This window comes from Stappia indica, from assembly GCF_020177335.1.
GTDB lineage: Bacteria > Pseudomonadota > Alphaproteobacteria > Rhizobiales > Stappiaceae > Stappia > Stappia indica_B.
The window spans coordinates 14,000-34,877 of sequence record NZ_JAIVMG010000003.1 but is presented as its reverse complement, the minus strand read 5'-3'; the positions used below and the strand labels follow the sequence as shown (position 1 = coordinate 34,877).

Here is a 20,878-nt window from a genome sequence, read left to right as displayed (position 1 = left end):
GTCTATCCCCTTAGCCCCATGTCCCAGAAGCCGACCTCAAGGCGGGTGGCGGCCCGGAACCGGCGGCTGATCATGGCCCAGCGCGGCGAGGACTGCGGATCGGGCCCGAGACGGGCCTCCACCGCCGCATCGACCAGCGCGCCGACCTGGCGGCACATGTCATGATACTCCTCGCCGGCATAGGTATCGATCCATTGCCGGTAGGTGGCATCGGGCGCGGCCTCCGCCGCCAGCGCCGCACCGATCTCGCCATAGCCGAACACGCAAGGGGCAAGCGCCGCGACCACATCGAGAAAGTCGCCGGACAGCCCAGCGTCGATCACATAGCGGGTGTAAGCAAGGTTCTCCCGCTCCTCCTCGGCCTGCAGCAGCGCCTCTTCGGCAATGCCCGCCTTGCCGCAGATGTCCACATGCAGCGACATTTCATGGTTGACGAGACCATCGACGATCGAGGCGGCAAGACGCGCTTCGGCGATGTTGTCCGCCTTGACCACGGCCAGCGCCCAGGCGCGGGCGAAATGGAACAGGAAGATGTAGTCCTGCACCAGGTAGTGAAGGAAATTCGCCTGCGGCAGGGTGCCATCGCCAAGACCGCGCACGAAGGCATGGCGGGTGTAGGCATGCCAGTCCTCGCCGGCTTCGGCGCGCCAGCGGGCAAAAACGGTGGAGCCGAAATCCGGCGCTGTGGTGTGGAAGGTCATTCTCGCCCCCTTACTTCGCGGTCACGTCGATGGCGAAATCGGCGACCGGCCGCTTTTCGTTGATCAGGCCGTATTCAAGCAGGAACGCCTCGAACCGCTCATAGCGGCCCGCATCCAGCGCCGCCGGGCGCAGGGCAAAGCGGGAAATGGTGTCGAACCAGGCGCGCTTGTTGAGTTCGTCCTGCAGCTCCTTGGCCGTGCCGGAGTAGATCTCGAAGCTCTTCTGCGGGTGATTGACGATGTATTGCATCGCCCGTTCGGTCGCCGACAGGAAGCGGGTGATCTTGTCCTTGTCCATGGTGTCCGCATGGGCGACGTAGATCAGCTCGTCGTAGCTCGGCGCGCCCTCTTCCTCGACGAAGAAGCAGCGTCCCTTGACGCCCTCGATCGCCATCTGGTTCAGCTCCACATTGCGATAGGCGCCGATCACCGCATCGACCTGGCCGGACATGACCGCCGGGGCCAGCGACCAGTTGACGTTGACCATCTCCACATCGTCCATGCTCATGCCGTTCTTGGCGAGCATCGCCTTCAGCACCGCTTCCTCGACGCCGGCGACGGAATAGCCGACCTTGCGGCCCTTCAGGTCGGCGATGGTCTTCACCGGACCTTCGTCGCGCACCATCAGGCAGTTGAGCGGGCTGGCGACCAGCGTGCCGACCCGTTTCAGCGGCATGCCCTCATGCACCTGCAGATGCACCTGCGGCTGGTAGGAGATCGCCAGATCCGCCTTGCCGGCGGCGACGAGCTTGGGCGGCGCGCTGGGATCGGCCGGGGCGACGATCTCCACCTCCAGCCCCTCATCGGCGAAATAGCCGAGTTCCTGCGCGACGATGATCGGACCGTGGTCCGGGTTGACGTACCATTCGAGCAGCAGGGTCATCTTGTCCGCCGCATGGGCGGGCATGGCGACCGCAAGCGCAGCGATCAGAGCGAGAATACGCATGAGAATGAGCCTCTTGTCAGGTGTGTCGGGTTGATCAGGCCGGCTGCCCGGCGGGCACAGGAGCCCCCGGACCGGCGTTGCGGGTCACGTCGAGCCAGGCGCGCACCCGCGCGTCCGGATCGGCGTTGAGGGTGATGTCGGTGACGGCGGAGACGATATCGGCACCGGCGGCGAAGGCGCCCGGGGCCCGCTCCACGCTCATGCCGCCGATGGCAACGAGCGGGATCGCGCCGACCAGGCGCTTCCATTCGCTGACCCGGTCGAGCCCCTGTTCCGTCCATTTCATCTTCTTCAGGATGGTCGGATAGACCGGCCCGAGGGCGATGTAGTCGGGCCGGGCGGCCAGCGCCCGGTCCAGCTCCGCATGATCGTGGCTGCTGAGACCAAGCCGGAGGCCGGCGGCGCGGATCGCACCGAGGTCCGCCTCGTCCAGATCCTCCTGCCCCAGATGCACGCAGCGGCAGGCTTCCTCGATGGCGATCTGCCAGTGGTCGTTGACCACCAGCAGGCAGCCCTCTTTCCGGCACAGGGCTTCGGCGCGGCGCACCTCGGCCCGCACCGTCTCCGGCTCCTGGTCCTTGATGCGCAACTGGATCAGCTTGACGCCGAGCGGCACCAGCCGGGCCACCCAGTCGGCGCTGTCGACAATCGGATAGAACGGATCGAAGGTCATTCCAGGAAAGCCTTTCCAAGCACCGGCGTTGAGGGGGCGGCCATGTCGCGGGCCTCGATGGGGTCGGCCTCGAAGGCGGTGCGTCCCGCCTCCACGGCAAGGGCGAAGGCGCCCGCCATTGCCGCCGGATCGCCGGCCTTGGCGACCGCCGTGTTCAGGAGCACCGCGTCATAGCCAAGCTCCATCGCCGCCGCCGCATGGGAGGGCACGCCAAGACCGGCATCCACCACCAGCGGCACATCCGGGAAATGGGCACGCAAGGAGCGCAGGCCATAGACGTTGTTGAGCCCGCGCGCCGAGCCGATCGGCGCGCCCCAGGGCATCAGCACCTCGCACCCGGCGGTCAGCAGCCGGTCGGCAACGCCCAGATCCTCGGTGCAATAGGGGAACACCTTGAACCCCTCGCGCGTCAGGATGCCCGCCGCCTCGACCAGGCCGAACACATCCGGCTGCAGGGTTTCCGCGTCGTTGATCACCTCAAGCTTGATCCAGGGGGTGCCGAACACCTCCCGTGCCATCTGCGCGGTGGTCACCGCCTCCTTGACCGAGTGGCAGCCGGCGGTGTTGGGCAGGACGCGCACGCCGAGCTCGCGGATCAGCGCCCAGAAATCCTGCCCGGCGCCGCCGCCACCGCCCGCTTCCCGGCGCAGCGACACGGTGACGATCTGTGCGCGGGAGGCACGCACCGCCTCCACCATGATCGCCGGTGAGGGGTAAAGGGCGGTGCCGAGCAACAGCCGGCTGGCGATCTCCTCGCCATAGACACGCAGCATGTCAGCCTCCCTGCATCGGGGCGAGGATTTCGAGCCGGTCGCCCTCGCGCAACCGGGTTTCCGCCCGCGCTTCCGCCGGCACGAATTCGCCGTTGAGGGCGGTGGCGACAATCGCCTCGCCATAGCCGAGCACATCCAGCACGGCAGACAGCCTATCCGGCTCCACGCTCCGCGCTTCGCCATTGACCTTGATCAGCATTGGAAAAACTCCGGGGTAGCGGTGGCATCGAGCACGGCCTCTGCGGCCATCCGGGCGACGGCCGGGGCGAGCAGGAAGCCATGGCGGTACATGCCGTTGACATGCAGAACGCGGCCATTGCCGTGACGAACGAGGCGCGGCAGGTTGTCGGCGAAGGCCGGGCGCACATCGACGCCGGTTTCCAGGATCTCCGCCTCGCCGAAAGCCGGATGCAGCGCATAGGCGGCGCCGAGCAACTCCAGCATGGAGCGGGCGGAAATCCGCGTGCGGTCATCGCTTTCGATCATGGTCGCACCGACCATGAAGACCCCGTCGCCGCGCGGCACGATGTAAAGCGGAATGCGCGGATGCAAGAGCCGCACCGGACGGGAGAGGGTCACATCGGCGCTGCGGATCACCAGCATCTCGCCCTTGACTCCGCGCAGGCCCGGCAGCACATCGCGGGCAGCCAGCCCCCGGCAGTCGAGCACCGCATCGCCCGGCGCATTGTCCGGCTCCATGGCGGAGCCGAAGCACAGCTCGGCCCCGCGCGCGGCCAGCCCCTTGGCGAGATCGGCCAGTGCCCGGCGCGGGTTGAGATGCCCCTCGCCGGCGAAGTAGAGCCCGGCGCCGAAACGCCCGGCAAGATCCGGCTCGATGGCCCCGACCCGCGTCCCGTCGATCTCCTCATACTCCGAGGTCCGCCGGGCAAAGCGGCGCAATTCGCCCGCATCGCGGCCCAGCGCCAGCACCAGGCTGCCGTTGCGCTCCACGCCGCCAACGCGCCCGTCCCACCAGTCGAGCGCCTCGGCGCCGAGCCGTTCCACCGGCTCCTCGGCGCTCTCACGCTCGCACCAGGGGGCCAGCATACCGCCGGCCCACCAGGAGCAGGCGCTGTCGCCGACGCTCTCGCCCTGTTCATAGATGGTGACCTTGGCGCCGCGCGCCTGCAATTCGCTGGCGCAGGCCAGCCCGACGACACCGGCGCCGATGACCGAGACCTTCATTGGTGCAGCTCCCATTGCCGGTAGAAATGATGCACCGGACCATGGCCGGAACCGACCTTCAGCGTGTCAGCGGCGCGGATCGCCTCATGCAGATAGGCATGGGCGGCACGCACCGCCTCGGCCAGATCGGCGCCCTTGGCGCATTCGGCGGCGATCGCCGCCGACAAGGTGCAGCCGGTACCATGGGTGTTGGCGGTTTCCAGTCGCGGCGCGGTGAAGCGCAGCGGCGCTTTATGGGCCCGAAGCAGGATATCGGTGCACTCGGCGCCTTCCCCGTGTCCGCCCTTCATCAGCACGGCGGGACCGAGCGCCAGCAACTGCGCGCCCTGTCGCTCAGCCCCGTCGGCGTCCAGCACCGGATCGGTGCCCAGCAGCGCCGCCGCTTCCGGCAGGTTCGGGGTGATCAGGCTGGCGCGCGGGATCAGCCGTTCGCGCAGGGCGGCGATGGCCTCGTCGCGCAGCAGCTTGGCGCCTGATTTGGAGACGATCACCGGATCGAGCACCACCGGCCCGGAAAAGCCGGCGAGCGCATCGGCGACCGCAGCGACGATTTCCGGCGAGGACAGCATGCCGATCTTCACCGCCGCCACATCGAGATCATCGAGCACGGCAGAAATCTGCGCGCTCACCACATCGACCGGAATGTCATGCACCCGGGTGACGGCGCGGGTGTTCTGCGCCGTGACGGCAGTGATCACGCTGGCGCCATAAACGCCAAGGGCGGAAAACGCCTTCAGGTCCGCCTGGATCCCGGCACCGCCGCCGCTGTCCGAGCCGGCAATGGTCAGCGCGATGGCCGGCGGCACGGAGCCAGCCGGCGAACCGCTCGCCTGCCCGCTCTCTCCGACGGCGCCTGAAGCTTGATCTCGTCGCATTCCGTTTCACCCACGTTCTGACTGGGCGATCCGGCATCCTGCTGGCATGGAGAAAGGCTTGCGCCAATACGCGGCGCGGCCCGTTCTCGGGGCCTCGCGCCTTTTTGGCAAATATCCGTTCCCTCCGCCGGCATGACCCGGATCAGGTTCAGTGGGTTGACGCTTCAACGCGCCTCTCAGCCTTTCGGCACCCCAACGAATGATGTCGGCGACGATAGGAGACGGCGACCCTGCGGTCAAGCACCCGCAGCGGGTATCGGAGAGGTCTCGTGGAGGGCCGGACCGACGGCAACCGGGTCCCAGCGCAGCGTGCCGGTGTAATCGGCGAAGGTTTCCGCGCGGCGGATCTCCAGCACCTCGCCCGCCTCGGTCAACAGCAGTTCCGCTGGGCGCAGGCGGCCATTGTAGGTAAAACCCATGGCATGACCATGGGCGCCGGTGTCGTGGATATAGACCAGATCGCCCACGCGCGGGTCCGGCAAGGAGCGGTCGACCGCGAACCGGTCGATATTCTCGCACAAGGAGCCGACCACATCGACGGTGACCGGCGCGCGCCCCCCCAGCGCGACGAAGGGCAAGGTGATGTGGTGATAGGCGCCGCGATAAAAGCCCGGCCGCATCAGCGCCGACATGGACGCATCGAGGCCGACGATCTGCCGTTCCTTCGCCATCCGGTTGACCACCCGGGCGACCAGCACCCCATGCGGGCCGGTGACATAGCGCCCGCATTCCATCAAAACGCGCGGGCGGCTTCCGGGGAAGGCCGCGCTCAGCATTTCTCGGGTCGCCGCCGCATAGGCGGGAAAGTCGAAGGCCGCCTCTCCCGGGCGATAGGGAATGCCGAGCCCGCCACCGAAATTCACATAGTCGAAGGCAATGCCCAGCGCCTCGGCCACCTCGGCGGCGGCGGCCACCAGATCCCGGGCCGCGCGGATCGCCGCGCCTGCGTCCCGCTCGTTGGCGCAGGTCATGCCATGGATGCCGAAGCGGGTGGCACCGCGTGCCTGCGCCTGCCGGTAGGCGACAACGAGCTGGCCGCGCGGCACGCCGAATTTCGACTGTCCCGCCCCGCCCATCAGCGTCGATCCGGCCGCCGCCCCATGCGGCGCGACGCGAAACGCCACCACCTCCGGCAAGTGTTCGGCGCGGGCCAGATGCGCCGGATCATCGAAGGTGATCAGGGCGCCGGCGATCCGGGCGGCGGCGTATTCCTCCGCCACCGTGTTGTTGGAGGTGAACACCACCTGCTCGCCGCGCGCGCCCACCGCGCGCGCCAATTGCAATTCCACCGGCGAGGAACAGTCGAGCCCGCTGCCGGCGGCCAGAAGCCGCGACAGCACCGCCGGATTGGGCAGGGCCTTGACCGCGAAATACTGGCGAAACGGCCAGTCGCCGAAGGCAGCCACCATCGCCCGGTGCGTGGCAAGCATTCCCGCCGCATCGTAGATGTGGAACGGCGTGCCGCAGGTCTCGGCAAGATCGCCGATGATCGGCGCCAGCCGCGCCGCAAAGCTCTCCGACACCGGCATAGGGCTATCCCGTCATCCGGTCGGCACCCGGCACCCGGGCAATGCAGATGGTGCGGTTGCGCAGGCCGCTGATCGGCCTCTGATAGGGAAAGTAATACTGCTCCGAGGTTTCGAAGCCGAACCGGCCCAGCACCGTATCGAGATAGCGGCGCGACAACAGCCAGAAATCCTCCACGCGGGGGTGCGGCTCCACCAGCGCCTCCCGGCTCAGCGGCGCATCGTTGGACAGCACCAGCCAGCATCCGGGCGGCGGGGCCAGCATCGCCAGCTTGTGAAAGAACCCGGTCAACTCGTCTTCGGCCCGAAACACATGGCCGAGGAACCCGTCCGCATAGACCACGTCGAACGCCATCAGCGCCCCATTCGGCAGATCGAAGAAATCCGCCGTGAAGGCCTCCAGCCCCTTGCCGGCAGCCAGGTGCACCGCCTCCGGATTGCAGTCGATCGCCTGGACCGGGCGGCCCGCGCGCACCAGATCGCCCTCGACGAAGGCATTGCCGCAGCCTAAGGAAAACACCCTGTCGCCGTCCCCGGTCAGCGACAGGATCTTCAGCATCATGTGGCTGCGATAGTCCGGGCAATAGGTGGAGGGGGTCACGGAATCATTGAACGCTTCCCCCGCCTCCCAGATCTCGTAAATGCTCCGCTGCCGCTGACCGTCCACCGCCCGCCGCGTGCAGTAGTAGTCCCGGACCCGCCCCAGCTCCTGGCGAAGGGATACCATTCCCGCTGTCTGCGTCATCGACGTCCTCCTCCTGTCGAGGGATTCCGCCGAGGCGGTCCCTCCTGCGGCATCAAGCCGGTCAGCTTGCGATGGCCACCCGGGCGCTCGTCACGGGCGCGGCCTGTTCCTGCCGGTAGTCGATGCTCGTCGGCAACCCCGCCGCCAGATGCTCAACGAGCGGGGCAAGCCGCCGGGCGGTCTCCGTCCCCGCCCCGGGACCGAAGTCGCGGCACAGCGCCAGGCTGCGGTCCACTTCACCGGCCAGAAGCGTATCCGCCAGCACCCGGGCCAGCGAGCGGAAACCGGCCAGCACCGCCTGCGGATCGCCGACAAGACAAGGAGCAGAGCGGCCGTCCGGACCGGCCTCCTCGAAGGACAACACGCCGAAGGCCGTCAGATAGCCCAGTTGCAGATACATGCCGTCGCTGTCGGGGAAGAGCCCAAGCCCCCGGTCGACATAGCGCAACGCTTCGGCAAGGTGATAGGTCAGCACCTGCTCGGGCGACAGATCCAGGGCCGGCGCCAGCACCTCGGCCAGGATCAACATGCCAAAGACATCCGCCGCCACCTCCTGCAGCACCACCGAATTCCAGCGATCGGCGGCATTCAGCGCAGCAAACTCCGTCTCGGGACGATGCACGAAATGGCCGAATTCATGGGCCAGCACGCCGAGGGTCGGGATCTGACCAAAGCCGCTTGCCTCCTCGGGAAGCGGCCGACCGAGATCGAGCAGGCGGCGGGCCAGCGGCAGCGACACCGCGTCGATCAGCGCCCGATGGGTGTTGGTGAAGTAATAGCTCTTCTTGAAGGGCGAGCGCTTCACCCCCTCGTCCTCCGGCAGGAAATAGGCGATGTGCTTGGGGTGCCGATTGCCCTCGCCGGCCATCAGGAACACCCGGCTCGGGGCAAAGGCGGGCACCTCGCCAAGGGTCAGGCCAGCGCGCAGGCCCCGCAGGTAGTCGCCAACCTCGCCGTGCAGTTCCCGTGCCCTGGCAACGGCTGCGCGGGCGGCCTCATCGCGGCGACAGCCGAAGGCAGTCGGCAGGCCGCCGGTCTGCTTGCCGTACCAGGTGGCGATCTGCCCGGCGACGAAGGCGATTTCCTCGTCGATCTCCGCCAGTTGCGCCAGGGCGGCGGCGTCATAGCCGGTTTCAAGCGCATTGGCGCGCAGGCTCAACGCCTGCCGGTCATTTTGCGCGGGCAGCCGCGCCGCGAGCTTGCGCAGGCAGGCGGCAATCGGTTCGGGGTCGCGCAGGCGCGTCCGTCCCGGCACGCCCTGGCGTTTGCAGGCCGCCCATTCGCCCTCGATCAGCGCCGCCAGATGCGCCATGTCCTCCTCGAAGGCACTGCCGAGCGATGGAGTTTCGGCGCCAATATCCAGGCAGAGCACCCGGTAGCCATCGGCCGGCGGCCAGAAGACACCGCGCCAGCCCCTGTAGCGCCCCGCCCGTTGGCAATTGCCGTGATGATCGAACCGCCCGCCTGTCATCTGCCTCTCTCCTTGCCGGATGTCCCCGCCCGATTTTGCGTTTCCGCGTGCGGGATCAGCCGCCGTTCCCCTCCGCATCCGGCAGCAGCCGTTTCTCCAGGAACACGCTCAGCGGATCGGGGCGGTAGTCGCCGAACGGGTCACGCCGGCGATAGCCGAAGCGACCGTAAAGGCCGAGCGCCTCGGGTTGGTCGATGCCGGTTTCCAGCCGGATCGCCCGCAGGTCTTCCGCCCGGGCCTCCGCCTCCAGGCCGCCGAGCAGCATCGCGCCGAGCCCCAGCCCCCGGGCCGAAGGCGCGACGAACATGCGTTTCAGCTCGCCGGTGTGGGATACCGGGTCGAGCACCAATGCCCCGCAGCCCTTGGCAATCCCCTCGCCACAAACCACCGCGAGAAAGCGCACATGCGGCCGGGTCAGCTCGGTCACATCGAGCATGTGAACGCTTTCCGGCGGATAGAGCGCATGGGCGTGCACTTCCGAGGCGGCAAGCAGCGCGGCAATGCCCGGCAGGGTCGGCCCGGCCCTGACGATCCGGTACTGCAGCACGATCCGGTTCATCGGCTAAGCCCTCCCGCCTGCAAGCTCGCTCGCACGAACTGCACCCGCCGAACGCACTCCGGCCTCCTCGCGGATCATTGCCGCCCCCTTTTCCGCAATCATCATGGTCGCCGCCTGGGTGTTGCCCGAGACCATGCTCGGCATCACCGAGGCATCCACCACCCGCAGGCCCGACAGGCCGCGCAGCCGCAGGCAAGGGTCGACCACCGCGCCGGCGCCTGACCCCATGCGGCAGGTTCCGACCGGGTGATAGGAGGTATCGGCGCTGGCCCTGAGATGGTCGGTCAGCGACCGTTCGTCCCAAAGATGCGCCCCCGGCGCGGTTTCTTCCCCGCGATAGCCATCGAATGCCGGCGCCGCGACGATGCGACGGGCGATGCGGATGCCGGCGATCAGCCGGCGTCGATCCTCATCCTCGGACAGAAAACGCGGCTCGATCACCGGCGGCCCAAGCGGATCGGCAGAGGCGATATGCACGCTGCCGCGTGATAGCGGCCGCATCGGGTAGACCCCGAGGGTCATGCCCGGGTGGCGGTCGAGACGCCGGGTCGAGCCGGGACCGTAACTGGCCGGAGCGAAATGAAACTGCAGGTCCGGCACCGGCTCGCCCGGCGTGCTGCGGACAAAGCCGAAGCCAAGCGCGATGGGCAGGCTGAGTACCCCGCGCCGGGTGGTCAGATACCGCGCGATCTGGCCGGCGAGGGCCAACCCACGGGTGCGCTCGTTGAAGGTGACGCGCTGGCCGACCCGCCAGCGCAGGCGCGCGGCGAGATGATCGCGCAAATTCTCGCCAACCGCCGACAGGGCGTGATGCACATGGATGCCGGCACGCATCAAGCGCCCTGGCTCGCCAATACCGGAGAGCTCCAGGATCTGCGGCGAGCCGATGGTTCCGGCGGCCAGGATCACCTCGCGCATCACGGTGACGGTGTGGCGCTCGCCGCCGCGCCGATACCGCAGACCGGTGCAGCGGCGGTCCTCGAAACACAGGCCCGTCACCGTCGCCTCGGTCTCCACCGCGAGATTGGCACGGACGCGGGCGCCGGCAAGATATCCCTCCACCACCGAAGCCCGGCGCCCCCAGCGCTGGGTGCATTGGTAATAGCCGAAACCTTCCAGATCCCCGCTGTTGTAGTCCGGATTGACGGCAAATCCGGTCTGGCGGGCCGCCTCCAGAAACACATCGCACAAGGGCTCGCGCTGACGCGGCAGCTCGACCCGGATCGGGCCGCCACGCCCGCGCGTCTCGCTTTCTCCGCCCTGCCAGTCCTCCAGCTTGCGAAAGAACGGCAACACATCGTCCCAGCCCCAGCCCTGCGCGCCGCCTTCCGCCCAGTCATCGAAATCGGCGCGCTGACCGCGCACGAAGATCATGCCGTTGATGGCGTTCGACCCGCCGAGCAGGCGACCGCGCGGGATCTTCAGGCGCCGGCCGTAAAGGCTCGGGTCCGGCTCGGTCTCGAAGCGCCAGTCATAGCGCGGGTTGCCGAGCAACCAGGTCTCCCCGGCCGGGATCGACAGAAGCGGCGAACGGCGACGGGCGCCGGCCTCCAGCAGCAGGACCCGCGCGCCGGCGATTTCGCTGAGCCGGGCAGCAAGGATGCAGCCGGCCGCCCCAGCACCGACAATCGCATAGTCACATTCCGTGATCACGCTGTCCCCCTTCCCCACCTGAGCCCGCCCGGCACGCCGCCAGACCGCACCCTGCGCCTCGCCGGGCGCTCTCCCCCCGGGCGTTCCGTCATCCGGCCATGGCCGCGCCGTACTCCCGTCCTCCGGTTCGCGCCTCGGGCGCCGCCCGGCGTGGCGCCAGCGTGGTGCGATGCATCAGCCTGCGGCTGCCAGCGAGGTCATAAGGGGTGGCCCGATGAAGGGCGCTGCGGTTGTCCCACAGGATGATGTCGCCGGGCCGCCACTTATGCCGGTAGGTGAAGCGGGGCTGCACCGAGAACTCCTGCACGAAGGTCACCAGCGGCGCGCTTTCCCCCTCATCCATGCCGACGATGCGCCAGGGCACGTTGCCGCCGGCGTAGATCGCCTTGCGCCCGGCCTCCTCATGGAACCGCACCATCGGTTGCGGAACGTCCGGCCATTCGGCCCGCTCCTCGTCTGTGACCGGCGGGCGGTCCGGATAGTTGTAGGGGCGCGACTGCACCCGGCTGATGACCACCTGCAGATCCTCGATCCGCGCCCGCACCGGTTCGGGCAGCGCGTCATAGGCGGCGAACATGTTGGCGAAGAGCGTATCCCCGCCCTCAGCCGGCGTTTCCAGGGCATAGAGGAGCGAGCCGGCCGGCGGCTCGGGAAGGTAATGCCCGTCGGTGTGCCAGACCCGGCCGCTGACCGGCGAGCCGATCGGCTTGCCATCCTTGCTGATGTTCGACAGGATCAGGATTTCCGGCTCGCTGCCTTCAGCGAACTCCCTGCGCGTGTAGCTGATCACCTCGCCGAACCGTCGGGTAAAGGCGATCTGCTCGGCCGTGGTCATGTGCTGATCGCGAAACAGCAGGATCGTATTGTCGATCCAGGCCTGGTAGATCCGCTCGAAATCCCCGGAGCTGATGGGCCCCGTCACATCCACTCCCCGGACTTCAATGCCGATGCGATCTGCCAGCGGAATGAGTTCAAGCATGTCCGGCCTCCGATGCGACGGGCTCGACGCAACACCCCCATAGATTGCAACATCAAACAAGCTGCAATGCAAGGACGATACTGTCAACCGAAAGCTACCGCTACGTCAGTTTTACGGAGCCCCGCCGCCGCCCGGGCCCGACCCGACCGGCTCACTTTGTTGCAATCCGGCCAATATCCCAGCCAATTTTGCGAATTATTTGCGCAATCGGGACGAAAATTTGTGCAACTCCGACGCCTTTCGCACCATCTGCGGCACCTTTCTCGAACCACCGACGGCAAACGGCTCGCCGCTCCCGCTCCACGCTCTCGCACCCTGTGAAGTTTTGACAGGGCTTGCCGTCCGGTACGGCGCCAGACATCGCGGACAAGCGAGGATAAGCGCAAAATCTGCCCAATCTATAGGCAGTCGAATTTTCCGCCTGATCCGGCGGCATTGCCGAGCGCGCGCAAGCCGGTTATGCCGAGTGGATCATTCGGTCGCCGCAGGCGGTAGGCGACAGTCGGAAAAGAGCCCTGGCAGAAAAGAGCCCTGGCAGCGGAGAGCCCTGGAATGTTTCGCGGCGCATCCCTTTCAATGGACCTTCCCCCCATCGCTCCGGCGCCGATCGGCCACAACGGCGGGCCGCCGCTCGACGATGAGCATCGGCCCGAATGGGGCACCGGTCCGGTCGGCAGCTATTTCACCTGGAAGAAGGCCCGCAAGGCGGCGCTGGCGAGCGTGTCGCGCGACGTCGCCCTGTTTCGTATCAAGCGGGCGGAGCGGCTGGGGCTGACCTACGAGGAATACACCATCGAGATCCTCGATCGCGGCCGACACCTTCAGGCCGGCGACACGGAGCGGATCGCCGAAATCATTGCCGCGCGCCCGAAGGACCGCTGACCTGAGACGCGCGTCACGCCACTCCGTCGTCCAGGAGCAGCGCCATTTCCACCGAGGTTGGCTGCTCGTAGCCTTCATGAGTGTGAAGGGCGATCTCGCGAAACCCGCAGCTTGCGAAGAGCCGCCGGTTGCCCTCAAGCAGAATGCGGGTCTTCAGGGTCATGCGCGCCAGACCAGCGGCACGGGCCCGTTCGCGCACCTCGGCCAGCATCGCCCGGGCGATGCCACGCCGGCGCCACTGCGGGTCGACCGCCACGCGGGAGAGATACATGTCGCCTCCCGTCACGGACCAGAGGCAGGCGGCGACGATCTCGCATCCAACCGTGACGACCAACCCGCCATCCCGGGCCAGATGCGCGGCGATGCGCCCGCCGGTCTCGCCCAGCGCCGAGGGCGGCGGCATCACCGCAACGGCCTGCTGCGCGAAGGCCCGGCGCACCAGATCGGCAATGGCCGGCGCATCGCCGGAAACGGCCAGGCGGATCCGTAGCTCGCCCGCTGGCGTTGATTGGGCGATCACCTCGGGCGTCATCCTCTCCAATTCCGACAGGTCCTGCTCCATGTTTCCCCCTTCCGCGCCCCGGATCGCCTATCCCAGCGAAACCCCGTAATCCTCGACCCAGCGCCCCAGCTCCACAAGCTGAATCAACAGATGCGGCGCGCTCGATCCTCCGGGAAAGGCGCGCGCGCGCATGGCGCCAGCGGGGTCATGACCGACAGCGGCGATCAGCCCATTGAGCCGGTCAGTGTCGAACAGGCCGGCAATCACCGAGCCCGGATCATTGGCGAGCCGGTGTGCCTCGTGCAACAGCGCCCGGTCGTACTCCGGGTCCTGCACATGCGGGTAGGCGCTCTTCTTCCGGGTCAGCGTGCTTTGCGGCAACAGATCGCCAACGGCGGCCTTGAGCAATCCCTTGACGCCGCCGCGCGCCTTCATCGCCCAGGGCACGTTCCACACATATTGCACCAGTTGGTGATCGCAAAACGGCGCGCGCACCTCCAGCCCATGCGCCATGCTCATCCGGTCCTTGCGGTCGAGGATCACCGACAAGGGCCCGGCCATGCCGCAATAGAGCACCTCGCGCACGCGCGCCTCGGCCGGATCCTCGCCGGCAAGGCGCGGCACATCGGCCAGCACCGCATCGAGACGGGCGGCTTCATCCGCAACCGGGTCGAGCCGCGCGGTCAGCTCCGGCGACAGACAGGCGGAGAGCTTCGGCCCATCCCCCATCCAGGGAAAGCCCGGCGCCTTCAGCACCTCCGGCTTGAAGAAATGCGGGTAGCCGCCGAAGATCTCATCCGCTGCCTCGCCGGTCAGCGCCACCTTGCAGTCGCGGCGCATCTGACGAAACAGCAGATACATGGAGGCATCGAACTGGCCCCAGCCCGGCAGGTCGCGCGCCCGGCGGGTGGCCGGGATCACCGCCAGCAGATCGCTGGCGGCGGCGGTCACGCTTTCATGGCGGCAGCCAAGGAACGCGGCCGCCTCCGCCGCGAAGGGCGCATCCACATCCGGGCGCAGCTCGGTCGGCTGGAAATGCGCCGCATCGCCGCCAAAGCGCAGGCAAAAGGTGGAAAGCGAAGCATCCGACCGCTGCCGCCGGCGCGCGGCCGAGGCCAGCGCGGCAACGGAGGTGGAATCGATCCCGCCGGAGAGCATGGCGCCGAGCGCCGCGCCCGCTCCCGCCTGCCGGGCAACGCTGTCCTCCAGCAGGCCGCGCACCCGGCCCGCCGTTGCCGCGAAATCATCGCCATGGGGCGCGCTGACCAGCCGCCAGTAGCGCCGGGTCGCGGTTCCGCCTTCCGTCACGGTCAGGAGATAAGCGGCGGGCAACTCCTGCAGCCCGGCAAGCGGGGTCTCACCAGGAAGCGCCAGACGCGGCTGCAACACCATCAGCAGCCGGTCGAGATCGAGCCGGCGAACGAAGCGCGGATGCGCCATGATGCCCTTGGGCTCACTGGCGAACAGCAGACCGTCCGGCAAGGCATGATAGTAGAGCGGCTTCATGCCGAACCGGTCACGCCCGAGCAGAAGCTGCCGCCGGCCCGCGTCCCAGATCGCGAAGGCGAACATGCCGTCCAGCCGGTCGATGAAATCGGCGCCCCACTGGCGATAGGCCCGCAGCAGAACTTCCGTTTCGGACAGTCCGGAAAAGCGAATGCCGCGCTGCTCCAGATCCCGCCGCAGCTCTTCATGATTGTAGAGCGCGCCGGTCTGAACGCCGACCACCAGCGCCTCTCCATCGCCGGCACCAAGGCACATGGGCTGCGCGGCGCCATGCCCCTCATCCACCGCAAGGCGGCAGTGGCCGAGCCCGGCGTGATCGGACAACCAGACGTCCTGGCCATCCGGCCCCCGGTGGGCCAGCGTCGCGGTCATGCGGCGCAGAAGCGCTTCCTGCCCGGCCAATCCGCCGCGAAAATCCACCCAGCCCACCAGACCACCCATGACGGCTCCAGCTTTCGCCTGCGACGCTCCGGAGCTATCGCGAGCAACAACGAGATGCGCCTATCATTGGTTGCATATCACCGCTGACGCAAGGGCAAATTCGCGCAGCCAGCCGGCCCCATCCATGGGCGAGGGTATGGGAATGGTCAGGCGTTCTCGTCGCGAAAGGCAACGGGGGCGAGGCTGCCATCGCCCTTGCGCAGGATCACCGTGGAGAATTCGGGCGTTGCCGAATAGATCACCATGTAGCGGCCGACGAGATAGGCATCGCTGTGGATCGCCCAGGGCGCCATGTGGATGCCATAGCCGAACGGCACCTGGAAGGCTGAGACCCGCTGCACGCCGTCCGCGTCCCGCTTGCCGATGATCAGGTAGCCGCCGGCGTCCTCTTCCAGCGGCATGTGGAAATGCGGCCGGTCATGCACCTCCAGATAGGCACCGCCGCCCTTTTCCGGCCGCAGCAGGTAGCCCTCCGGATAGTCCCGACCGACCGAGGTGATGGTCACCGGCAGATTGTCCCGGGAGACGAAGCGGGTCACCTCGCCCAGCTTCAGCAACTGGCTGCCGTAATAGGCCAGGTTTTCAGCGGTCGCCGGGGCGACCGGCACCACCAGCTCCTCCTCGCCCGCCGGCAGAGTGTAGCGGCCGTTGCCGCCAAGGATATTGGCATCCCGGATGGTCAGGTCGACAGCCTCGTTCCAGGTGCCGCGCAGGATGCAATGGGGCGGCTCCACCGGCTCGGGCAGCGGCGCCGGCTCTTCGCCCTCCGCCTCCGCAAATCCGGCGAGGGTCAGCCGGTAGGATCGGTCCGGCTCCACATGGCCGAGGAAATTCTCCGTGCGCATGTAGGCGTTTTCGCTGTCGCCCTGCCGGTTGACCATCAGCACCGGAATGGCCTGGATGAGATCGTCCGGCAGGTTGCGCGTCATCACCAGGGCGTCGAGCTCCAGCGGATAGGCGGAAGCGGTCATGGGGATACTCCTTCAGGGAACAAACGGGCCGGAGGGGCGATGCGCTCCCGCCGGCCACGGCAACGGCGGGTTACGCCAGCGCCGGGTCCGGCTTGCGGCGGAAGATCGCGATGCCGAAGGCGGCAAACAGGATCGACAGCAACGGGTTCATCCAGTTCAGCAGGGCCCAGGGCGCGTAGTCGATGACGCTGACGCCGAGGGTGCTGGCGAAGAACGCGCCGCCGGTGGTCCAGGGGATCAGCGTGGTGGTCAGGGTCGCCCCCTCTTCCAGCGAGCGGGACAACACCGTGCGGTCGATCTCCTGGGCGTCATAGGCTTCGCCGAACAGCTGACCGCCCAGGATGATGGTCATGTAGGCCTCGCCCATGGTCATGTTGCCGACGAGGCAGGAGACGATGGTGGTGGTGACCAGGCCGACGGTGGATCTGACCCGGTGCAGCACCGTGGTGATCAGCACCCGCAGGAAGCCGAAGCCATGCAGGATGCCGCCGAGCGCCAATGCCATCAGCGCCAGCGACAGGGTCCACATCATCGAGGCGATGCCGCCGCGCGACAAAAGGCTGTCCAGCGCCTCCACCCCGGTGGCGCCCTTGCCGCCGCCGTAAAGCGCGTTCAGCACCGCGGTGAAGTCCGCCCCTTGCATGACGACCGCCAGCAGCACGGCGACCACCGCTGCGGCCATCATTGCCGGTTCCGCCGCCACCCGCGCCAGGCTCAGGCCGATCATCACCACGAACGGCAGCAGGCACAGGAGGTTGATGACATAGGCGTCGTTCAGGGCCGTGGTCAGCTCCAGCAACCGCTCGGCGGGCATCGGATTGGCCGCATAGCCCTGCCCCAGCACGGTGAAGATCGCCAGCACGATCAGATAGGTGGGGCCGGTGGTGTAGGTCATCGAGCGGATATGGGCATAAAGATTGGTCCCGGAGGACATCGCCGCCAGGTTGGTGGTGTCGGAAACCGGGGACATCTTGTCACCGAAACAGGCGCCCGAGACGATCATCCCGGCGACCAGCGGCAGCGGAATTTCCATCGCGCCGCCGATGCCGATCAGCACCACGCCGGCGGTGCCGACGGTGCCCCAGCTGGTGCCGGTGGCAATGGACATGACCGAACACAGGATCAGCCCGGCCGGCAGAAAGACCGCCGGAGAAATCACCTGCAGGCCATAGGAGATCAACGCGCTGACCGACCCGGCCTGGATCAGCGCGGCAATCAGGACGCCGATCAGGATGAAGATGTAGATCGCGCCGAAGGCACGGCTGATGCCCGCATTCATCGCATCGCGGATCGGCTCGAACCCTCCCCTTTCGAGCATCCAGGCGCTGACGCCGGCAATCAGCAGGCAGATCAGCATCAGACTGTGCAGGCTCGCCTCCAGCACGAACAGGCCATAGCCGATCACGACCACGATCGCGCCAAAGGTCACCTGTGCATGCAAGAAGCCGGGCAGCTTGTTCGGTTCGGTCATCTCACCCTCCCTTGAGTTCCGACAGACAAGAGCGGGAGGGGTAGCACGCAAGAATGTTAGAAAAAATATTCAATATCTAATAATATGATTATATATATCTAATGCATTATGTCAGCCGGCCGGAGCGAAGAACCGAATGATCAACATTCCCTCGGTGCGGGCCCTGCGGGTGCTGGAGGCCTGCGCCAGGCTGGAGAGCTTCACCGCCGCCGCCGATGAGCTGTCGGTGACCCAGAGCGCGATCAGCCAGCAGATCAAGCTGCTGGAGCAGACCGTCGGCTTCCGATTGTTCGAGCGTACCGGGCGGCGGGTCGCCCTCAGCGAGGCCGGACGCAGGCTGTTGCAGGCGGTGCGGCATGGCTTCGGCCATATCCAGCAGGCCATCGAGGAAGAAAAGAGCCGGGACGCCGGGACGGATCTGGTGATCGCCGTGCAGCCGGGCTTTTCCGTGCGCTGGCTGCTGCCACGCCTCAGCCGGTTTCGGCAGGCACACCCTCAGGTTCGGCTGACCGTCAAGTCGGTGATCGACACCACCGATTTCGATCGCAGCTTCGCGCATGTGGGCATCGTCTATTCCGTCCGGCCGGGCGAGGCATTCCTCTTCACCGAGCATCTTTATCCGGTGGCCGCACCGCGCTTCGCCCGGCAGCACGGCTTGCTCGCAAGCCCTGACGAAGCGGAGCTGGGCCGGCGCACCGCCACGCTGCCGCTGCTTGGCGAGACCACCGACGAAACACGCAATACGGTCGATACCTGGCGGGTCTGGAGCATGGCGAACGGGGTGCAACTCGAATGGAGCGACATCCAGCGCTATTCCCAGTCGAACATCTCGCTGGAGCTGGCACAGCTTGGCCAGGGCATCGCCATGGGCCGCAGCTCGCTGGTGATGGATGCGATTGCCGAGGGCAAGCTGGTGCCGTTGATGGCGCCGCGCACCGTCAGCCCCTGTGGCTACTCGCTGGTGATCAATCCGCAGGCCCGCGCCAACGACAGCCTGCCCGCCTTCCGCCACTGGCTGGCGGAAACCGCCATGGAGATCGGCCATTTCGAGGCGCGGCTCGCGGATTTCCGCCTGACCGATTGAGCAAGGCGGCGAGCGGACGCGCAAATGCCCCGAGCCAACGCGGCAAAACATGTTTTCATCGGAGATATCAGGGATTTGGAGAGAATGGCGCGCCCGAAAGGATTCGAACCTCTGACCCCCAGATTCGTAGTCTGGTGCTCTATCCAGCTGAGCTACGGGCGCGTACCATTTTCATGTGCTTCCAATCTGTTCCGGCCGGGCCGGGTTGGAAGCGGTGGGTGACTTGCGTCCCCAACAGGGCGCTACCTCTACTCCGGTCCCCCGGGGATTGCAAGCGCGGCCACCGAATTTTTTTCCGCCCATCGCCCCTTGCCTGTTGATAACCAAAACTCCCGCTACGGCTTGCGCGTATCGCCCTGCTCGCGATCGGGAATGCGGATCTCGAACTGCGCCCCCGGCCCCTCCCCCTCCACGAGGCGGATGCTGCCGCCATGGGCCCGCACCAGCTCCGCCGTGATCGCCAGTCCGAGACCGGTGCCGCCCGATTTGGCTGAGGACTGGAAGGGCTGGAACAGCTTGCCGCGCAGCACCGGGGGAATGCCCGGGCCGGTATCCTTGATGCGAATCTCCACCGCATCGCCGGCGCGGGCCGCCTCCACGGTGATCCGGCGCACCACCTCCAGCCCGCCGTTCGCCGTCATGGCCTGGGCGGCGTTGCGGCACAGGTTCATCAGAATGCGGAACACCTGCTCCGGGTCAGCGTCGATCTCCATGCCCTCCGGCACCTGGTTCTCGAAACGCACCGCATCGCCGGTGGACAGATGCAGCACCTCGCCCACATCCCCCACCACCATGTCGAGCCGCACCAGACGGCGCTTCAACGGTGCCTCGCGCGCGCTGCCATAGGCCAGCACCGAGCGGGTGTAGGTCACCGCCCGGTCGAGAGTGGCGATGATCTTGGGCGCCAGCCGCTGCACCGTCGGATCGGCCACCTGCTCCAGTCGCTCGGAAAAAAGCTGGGCGGCGGCCAGGAGATTGCGCAGATCGTGGTTGATCTTGGAGACCGCCAGACCGAGATCGGCCAGCCGCTTCTGATGCTGCAAGGTGCCGGCGAGGGTGCGCTGCATCTCCGCCAGACGCCGCTCCGCATCGCCCATCTCATCGGCGCGGCCGGAGGGGGCGATCACCCGGGCGACATCCTCCGGCTGTTCCTGGAACCGGGCCATCGAGCGGGTCAGGCGCTGCATCGGCCGCACCAGCAGCCAGCGCAGCGACAGGTACACCAGCGTTGCGGTGATCACCGAAATCACCAGCGACAGCGCCAGAATGCGCACGGAAAAGGCCAGCATTGCATCGCGCAAAAGATCGAGCGGCAGGACGATATCGACGCGCCCGCCCAGCCCCATCTGCGCCGGACCGACCACCCGCACCAACCCGCCGCCGCCGCCCAGAAGGGTGCGGAAGCTCTCGGCAATCGCCCGGGCCGGAGTCATCTGCCCCATGTCGATCAGGCGCCGCACCTCGCCGGGCGCCTCGGACATGGCGATCAACCGGCGGCGCCCGCCGCCGTCAAGGGCGATGGCCACGGCGCCGGTCACCCGCAACAGCTCCGCCTGCACCTCCGGCGCGACCATGTCGACCTCGACCAGCACGCTCGCGGCGACACCGGCGATGGTCAGCTTGTCGTTCAGCCAGGTGTTGCGGAAATTGGCGACCGAAGGCACGAAGATCAGCACCTCGCTCAGCATCACGAACAGCACGGTGAGCGCGAGCAGCCGCCCCGACAGGCCGCCCCAGCGCCGCCGGGCACCAGCGGCATCCGGCCTGAGCGGGCCCGCACTGGCGGGCTCCGGGCTTGTGGGCTCCGGATTGGCGGCCTCGGCCTTGGCGGGCTCTGGCGCGGGCGCGGGCGACGGGATGGCCGGTTGCGGCGCGCCTGTCGTGTCGTCGGCGGTCAAACTCTGCCGTCCTTCCGCTGGGCTCCGCCGCCGCTCC

General features: G+C 67.5%; 20 protein-coding genes, 1 tRNA gene and 1 riboswitch. Of the genes, 2 read left to right on the top strand and 19 right to left on the bottom strand.

The features are described from left to right. Window positions 1-2: 2 nt before the first annotated feature. The 13 genes from tenA to LC062_RS04460 all read right to left on the bottom strand — a co-directional run bounded on the left by tenA (window position 3) and on the right by LC062_RS04460 (window position 12,086). Complete coding sequence (gene tenA / locus LC062_RS04520) at window positions 3-701, bottom strand: thiaminase II (protein WP_224909851.1); 699 nt, start codon at window positions 699-701, stop codon at window positions 3-5. Window positions 702-711: 10 nt separating this feature from the next. Then, a complete protein-coding gene (locus LC062_RS04515) occupies window positions 712-1,647 on the bottom strand; it encodes an ABC transporter substrate-binding protein (protein ID WP_224909850.1) in 936 nt (311 codons plus the stop codon). A gap of 34 nt (window positions 1,648-1,681) precedes the next feature. After that, window positions 1,682-2,320: a thiamine phosphate synthase gene (locus LC062_RS04510; RefSeq protein ID WP_224909849.1), complete on the bottom strand. Its 639-nt coding sequence runs from the start codon at window positions 2,318-2,320 to the stop codon at window positions 1,682-1,684. Further along, window positions 2,317-3,093, bottom strand: coding sequence for a thiazole synthase (locus tag LC062_RS04505; RefSeq protein ID WP_224909848.1), 777 nt, complete (start codon window positions 3,091-3,093; stop codon window positions 2,317-2,319). The genes LC062_RS04510 and LC062_RS04505 overlap by 4 nt, the downstream gene beginning before the upstream one ends. Before the next feature lies 1 nt (window position 3,094). Beyond that, entirely contained in the window at window positions 3,095-3,292 is a 198-nt protein-coding gene (gene thiS / locus LC062_RS04500) for a sulfur carrier protein ThiS (RefSeq protein WP_224909847.1), read from the bottom strand. Further along, window positions 3,286-4,278 carry a glycine oxidase ThiO gene (gene thiO / locus LC062_RS04495; protein ID WP_224909846.1) on the bottom strand — a complete coding sequence of 331 codons (993 nt, stop codon included), beginning with the start codon at window positions 4,276-4,278 and terminating at the stop codon, window positions 3,286-3,288. The genes thiS and thiO overlap by 7 nt, the downstream gene beginning before the upstream one ends. Then, on the bottom strand, window positions 4,275-5,153 hold the full coding sequence (thiD, locus tag LC062_RS04490; RefSeq protein WP_224909845.1) for a bifunctional hydroxymethylpyrimidine kinase/phosphomethylpyrimidine kinase: 879 nt from the start codon (window positions 5,151-5,153) through the stop codon (window positions 4,275-4,277). Before thiD ends, thiO begins: the two co-directional genes overlap by 4 nt. Window positions 5,154-5,255: 102 nt before the next feature. Then, a riboswitch (TPP riboswitch) is annotated at window positions 5,256-5,358 on the bottom strand. A 31-nt stretch (window positions 5,359-5,389) separates the two neighbouring features. Continuing rightward, the gene (locus LC062_RS04485; protein ID WP_224909844.1) at window positions 5,390-6,676 is read right to left on the bottom strand and encodes a diaminopimelate decarboxylase; all 1,287 of its coding nucleotides are present in this window, start codon (window positions 6,674-6,676) and stop codon (window positions 5,390-5,392) included. Window positions 6,677-6,686: 10 nt separating this feature from the next. Then, a complete protein-coding gene (locus LC062_RS04480) occupies window positions 6,687-7,424 on the bottom strand; it encodes a class I SAM-dependent methyltransferase (RefSeq protein WP_224909843.1) in 738 nt (245 codons plus the stop codon). Between the two features lie 61 nt (window positions 7,425-7,485). Next, window positions 7,486-8,895, bottom strand: a complete 1,410-nt coding sequence (locus LC062_RS04475; protein WP_224909842.1) for a hypothetical protein — start codon at window positions 8,893-8,895, stop codon at window positions 7,486-7,488. 55 nt (window positions 8,896-8,950) lie between these two features. Then, a complete protein-coding gene (locus LC062_RS04470) occupies window positions 8,951-9,454 on the bottom strand; it encodes a GNAT family N-acetyltransferase (RefSeq protein WP_224909841.1) in 504 nt (167 codons plus the stop codon). A 3-nt stretch (window positions 9,455-9,457) separates the two neighbouring features. After that, window positions 9,458-11,107, bottom strand: a complete 1,650-nt coding sequence (locus LC062_RS04465; RefSeq protein WP_224909840.1) for a GMC family oxidoreductase — start codon at window positions 11,105-11,107, stop codon at window positions 9,458-9,460. Window positions 11,108-11,195: 88 nt separating this feature from the next. Further along, window positions 11,196-12,086: a TauD/TfdA dioxygenase family protein gene (locus LC062_RS04460; protein WP_224909839.1), complete on the bottom strand. Its 891-nt coding sequence runs from the start codon at window positions 12,084-12,086 to the stop codon at window positions 11,196-11,198. A 576-nt stretch (window positions 12,087-12,662) separates the two neighbouring features. Between LC062_RS04460 and LC062_RS04455 the strand changes: the two genes are divergently transcribed. Then, on the top strand, window positions 12,663-12,968 hold the full coding sequence (locus tag LC062_RS04455) for a hypothetical protein (protein WP_224909838.1): 306 nt from the start codon (window positions 12,663-12,665) through the stop codon (window positions 12,966-12,968). 13 nt (window positions 12,969-12,981) lie between these two features. Here LC062_RS04455 and LC062_RS04450 read toward each other — a convergent pair whose 3' ends face one another. The 4 genes from LC062_RS04450 to nhaC all read right to left on the bottom strand — a co-directional run bounded on the left by LC062_RS04450 (window position 12,982) and on the right by nhaC (window position 17,859). Next, complete coding sequence (locus LC062_RS04450) at window positions 12,982-13,530, bottom strand: GNAT family N-acetyltransferase (protein WP_224909837.1); 549 nt, start codon at window positions 13,528-13,530, stop codon at window positions 12,982-12,984. Window positions 13,531-13,557: 27 nt separating this feature from the next. Next, window positions 13,558-15,417 (bottom strand): asparagine synthase (glutamine-hydrolyzing), encoded by a 1,860-nt coding sequence (gene asnB / locus LC062_RS04445; protein WP_224909836.1) that lies wholly within the window; start codon window positions 15,415-15,417, stop codon window positions 13,558-13,560. Window positions 15,418-15,563: 146 nt separating this feature from the next. After that, window positions 15,564-16,388, bottom strand: a complete 825-nt coding sequence (locus tag LC062_RS04440) for a hypothetical protein (RefSeq protein WP_224909835.1) — start codon at window positions 16,386-16,388, stop codon at window positions 15,564-15,566. A gap of 70 nt (window positions 16,389-16,458) precedes the next feature. Beyond that, window positions 16,459-17,859: a Na+/H+ antiporter NhaC gene (gene nhaC / locus LC062_RS04435; protein WP_224909834.1), complete on the bottom strand. Its 1,401-nt coding sequence runs from the start codon at window positions 17,857-17,859 to the stop codon at window positions 16,459-16,461. A gap of 136 nt (window positions 17,860-17,995) precedes the next feature. Here nhaC and LC062_RS04430 point away from each other — a divergent pair, with 136 nt between their 5' ends. Beyond that, window positions 17,996-18,943, top strand: a complete 948-nt coding sequence (locus LC062_RS04430; RefSeq protein ID WP_224909833.1) for a LysR family transcriptional regulator — start codon at window positions 17,996-17,998, stop codon at window positions 18,941-18,943. An 85-nt stretch (window positions 18,944-19,028) separates the two neighbouring features. Here LC062_RS04430 and LC062_RS04425 read toward each other — a convergent pair. After that, window positions 19,029-19,105, bottom strand: a tRNA-Arg gene (locus tag LC062_RS04425). Between the two features lie 173 nt (window positions 19,106-19,278). Next, on the bottom strand, window positions 19,279-20,841 hold the full coding sequence (locus LC062_RS04420) for an ATP-binding protein (RefSeq protein WP_224909832.1): 1,563 nt from the start codon (window positions 20,839-20,841) through the stop codon (window positions 19,279-19,281). Between the last annotated feature and the right edge of the window lie 37 nt (window positions 20,842-20,878).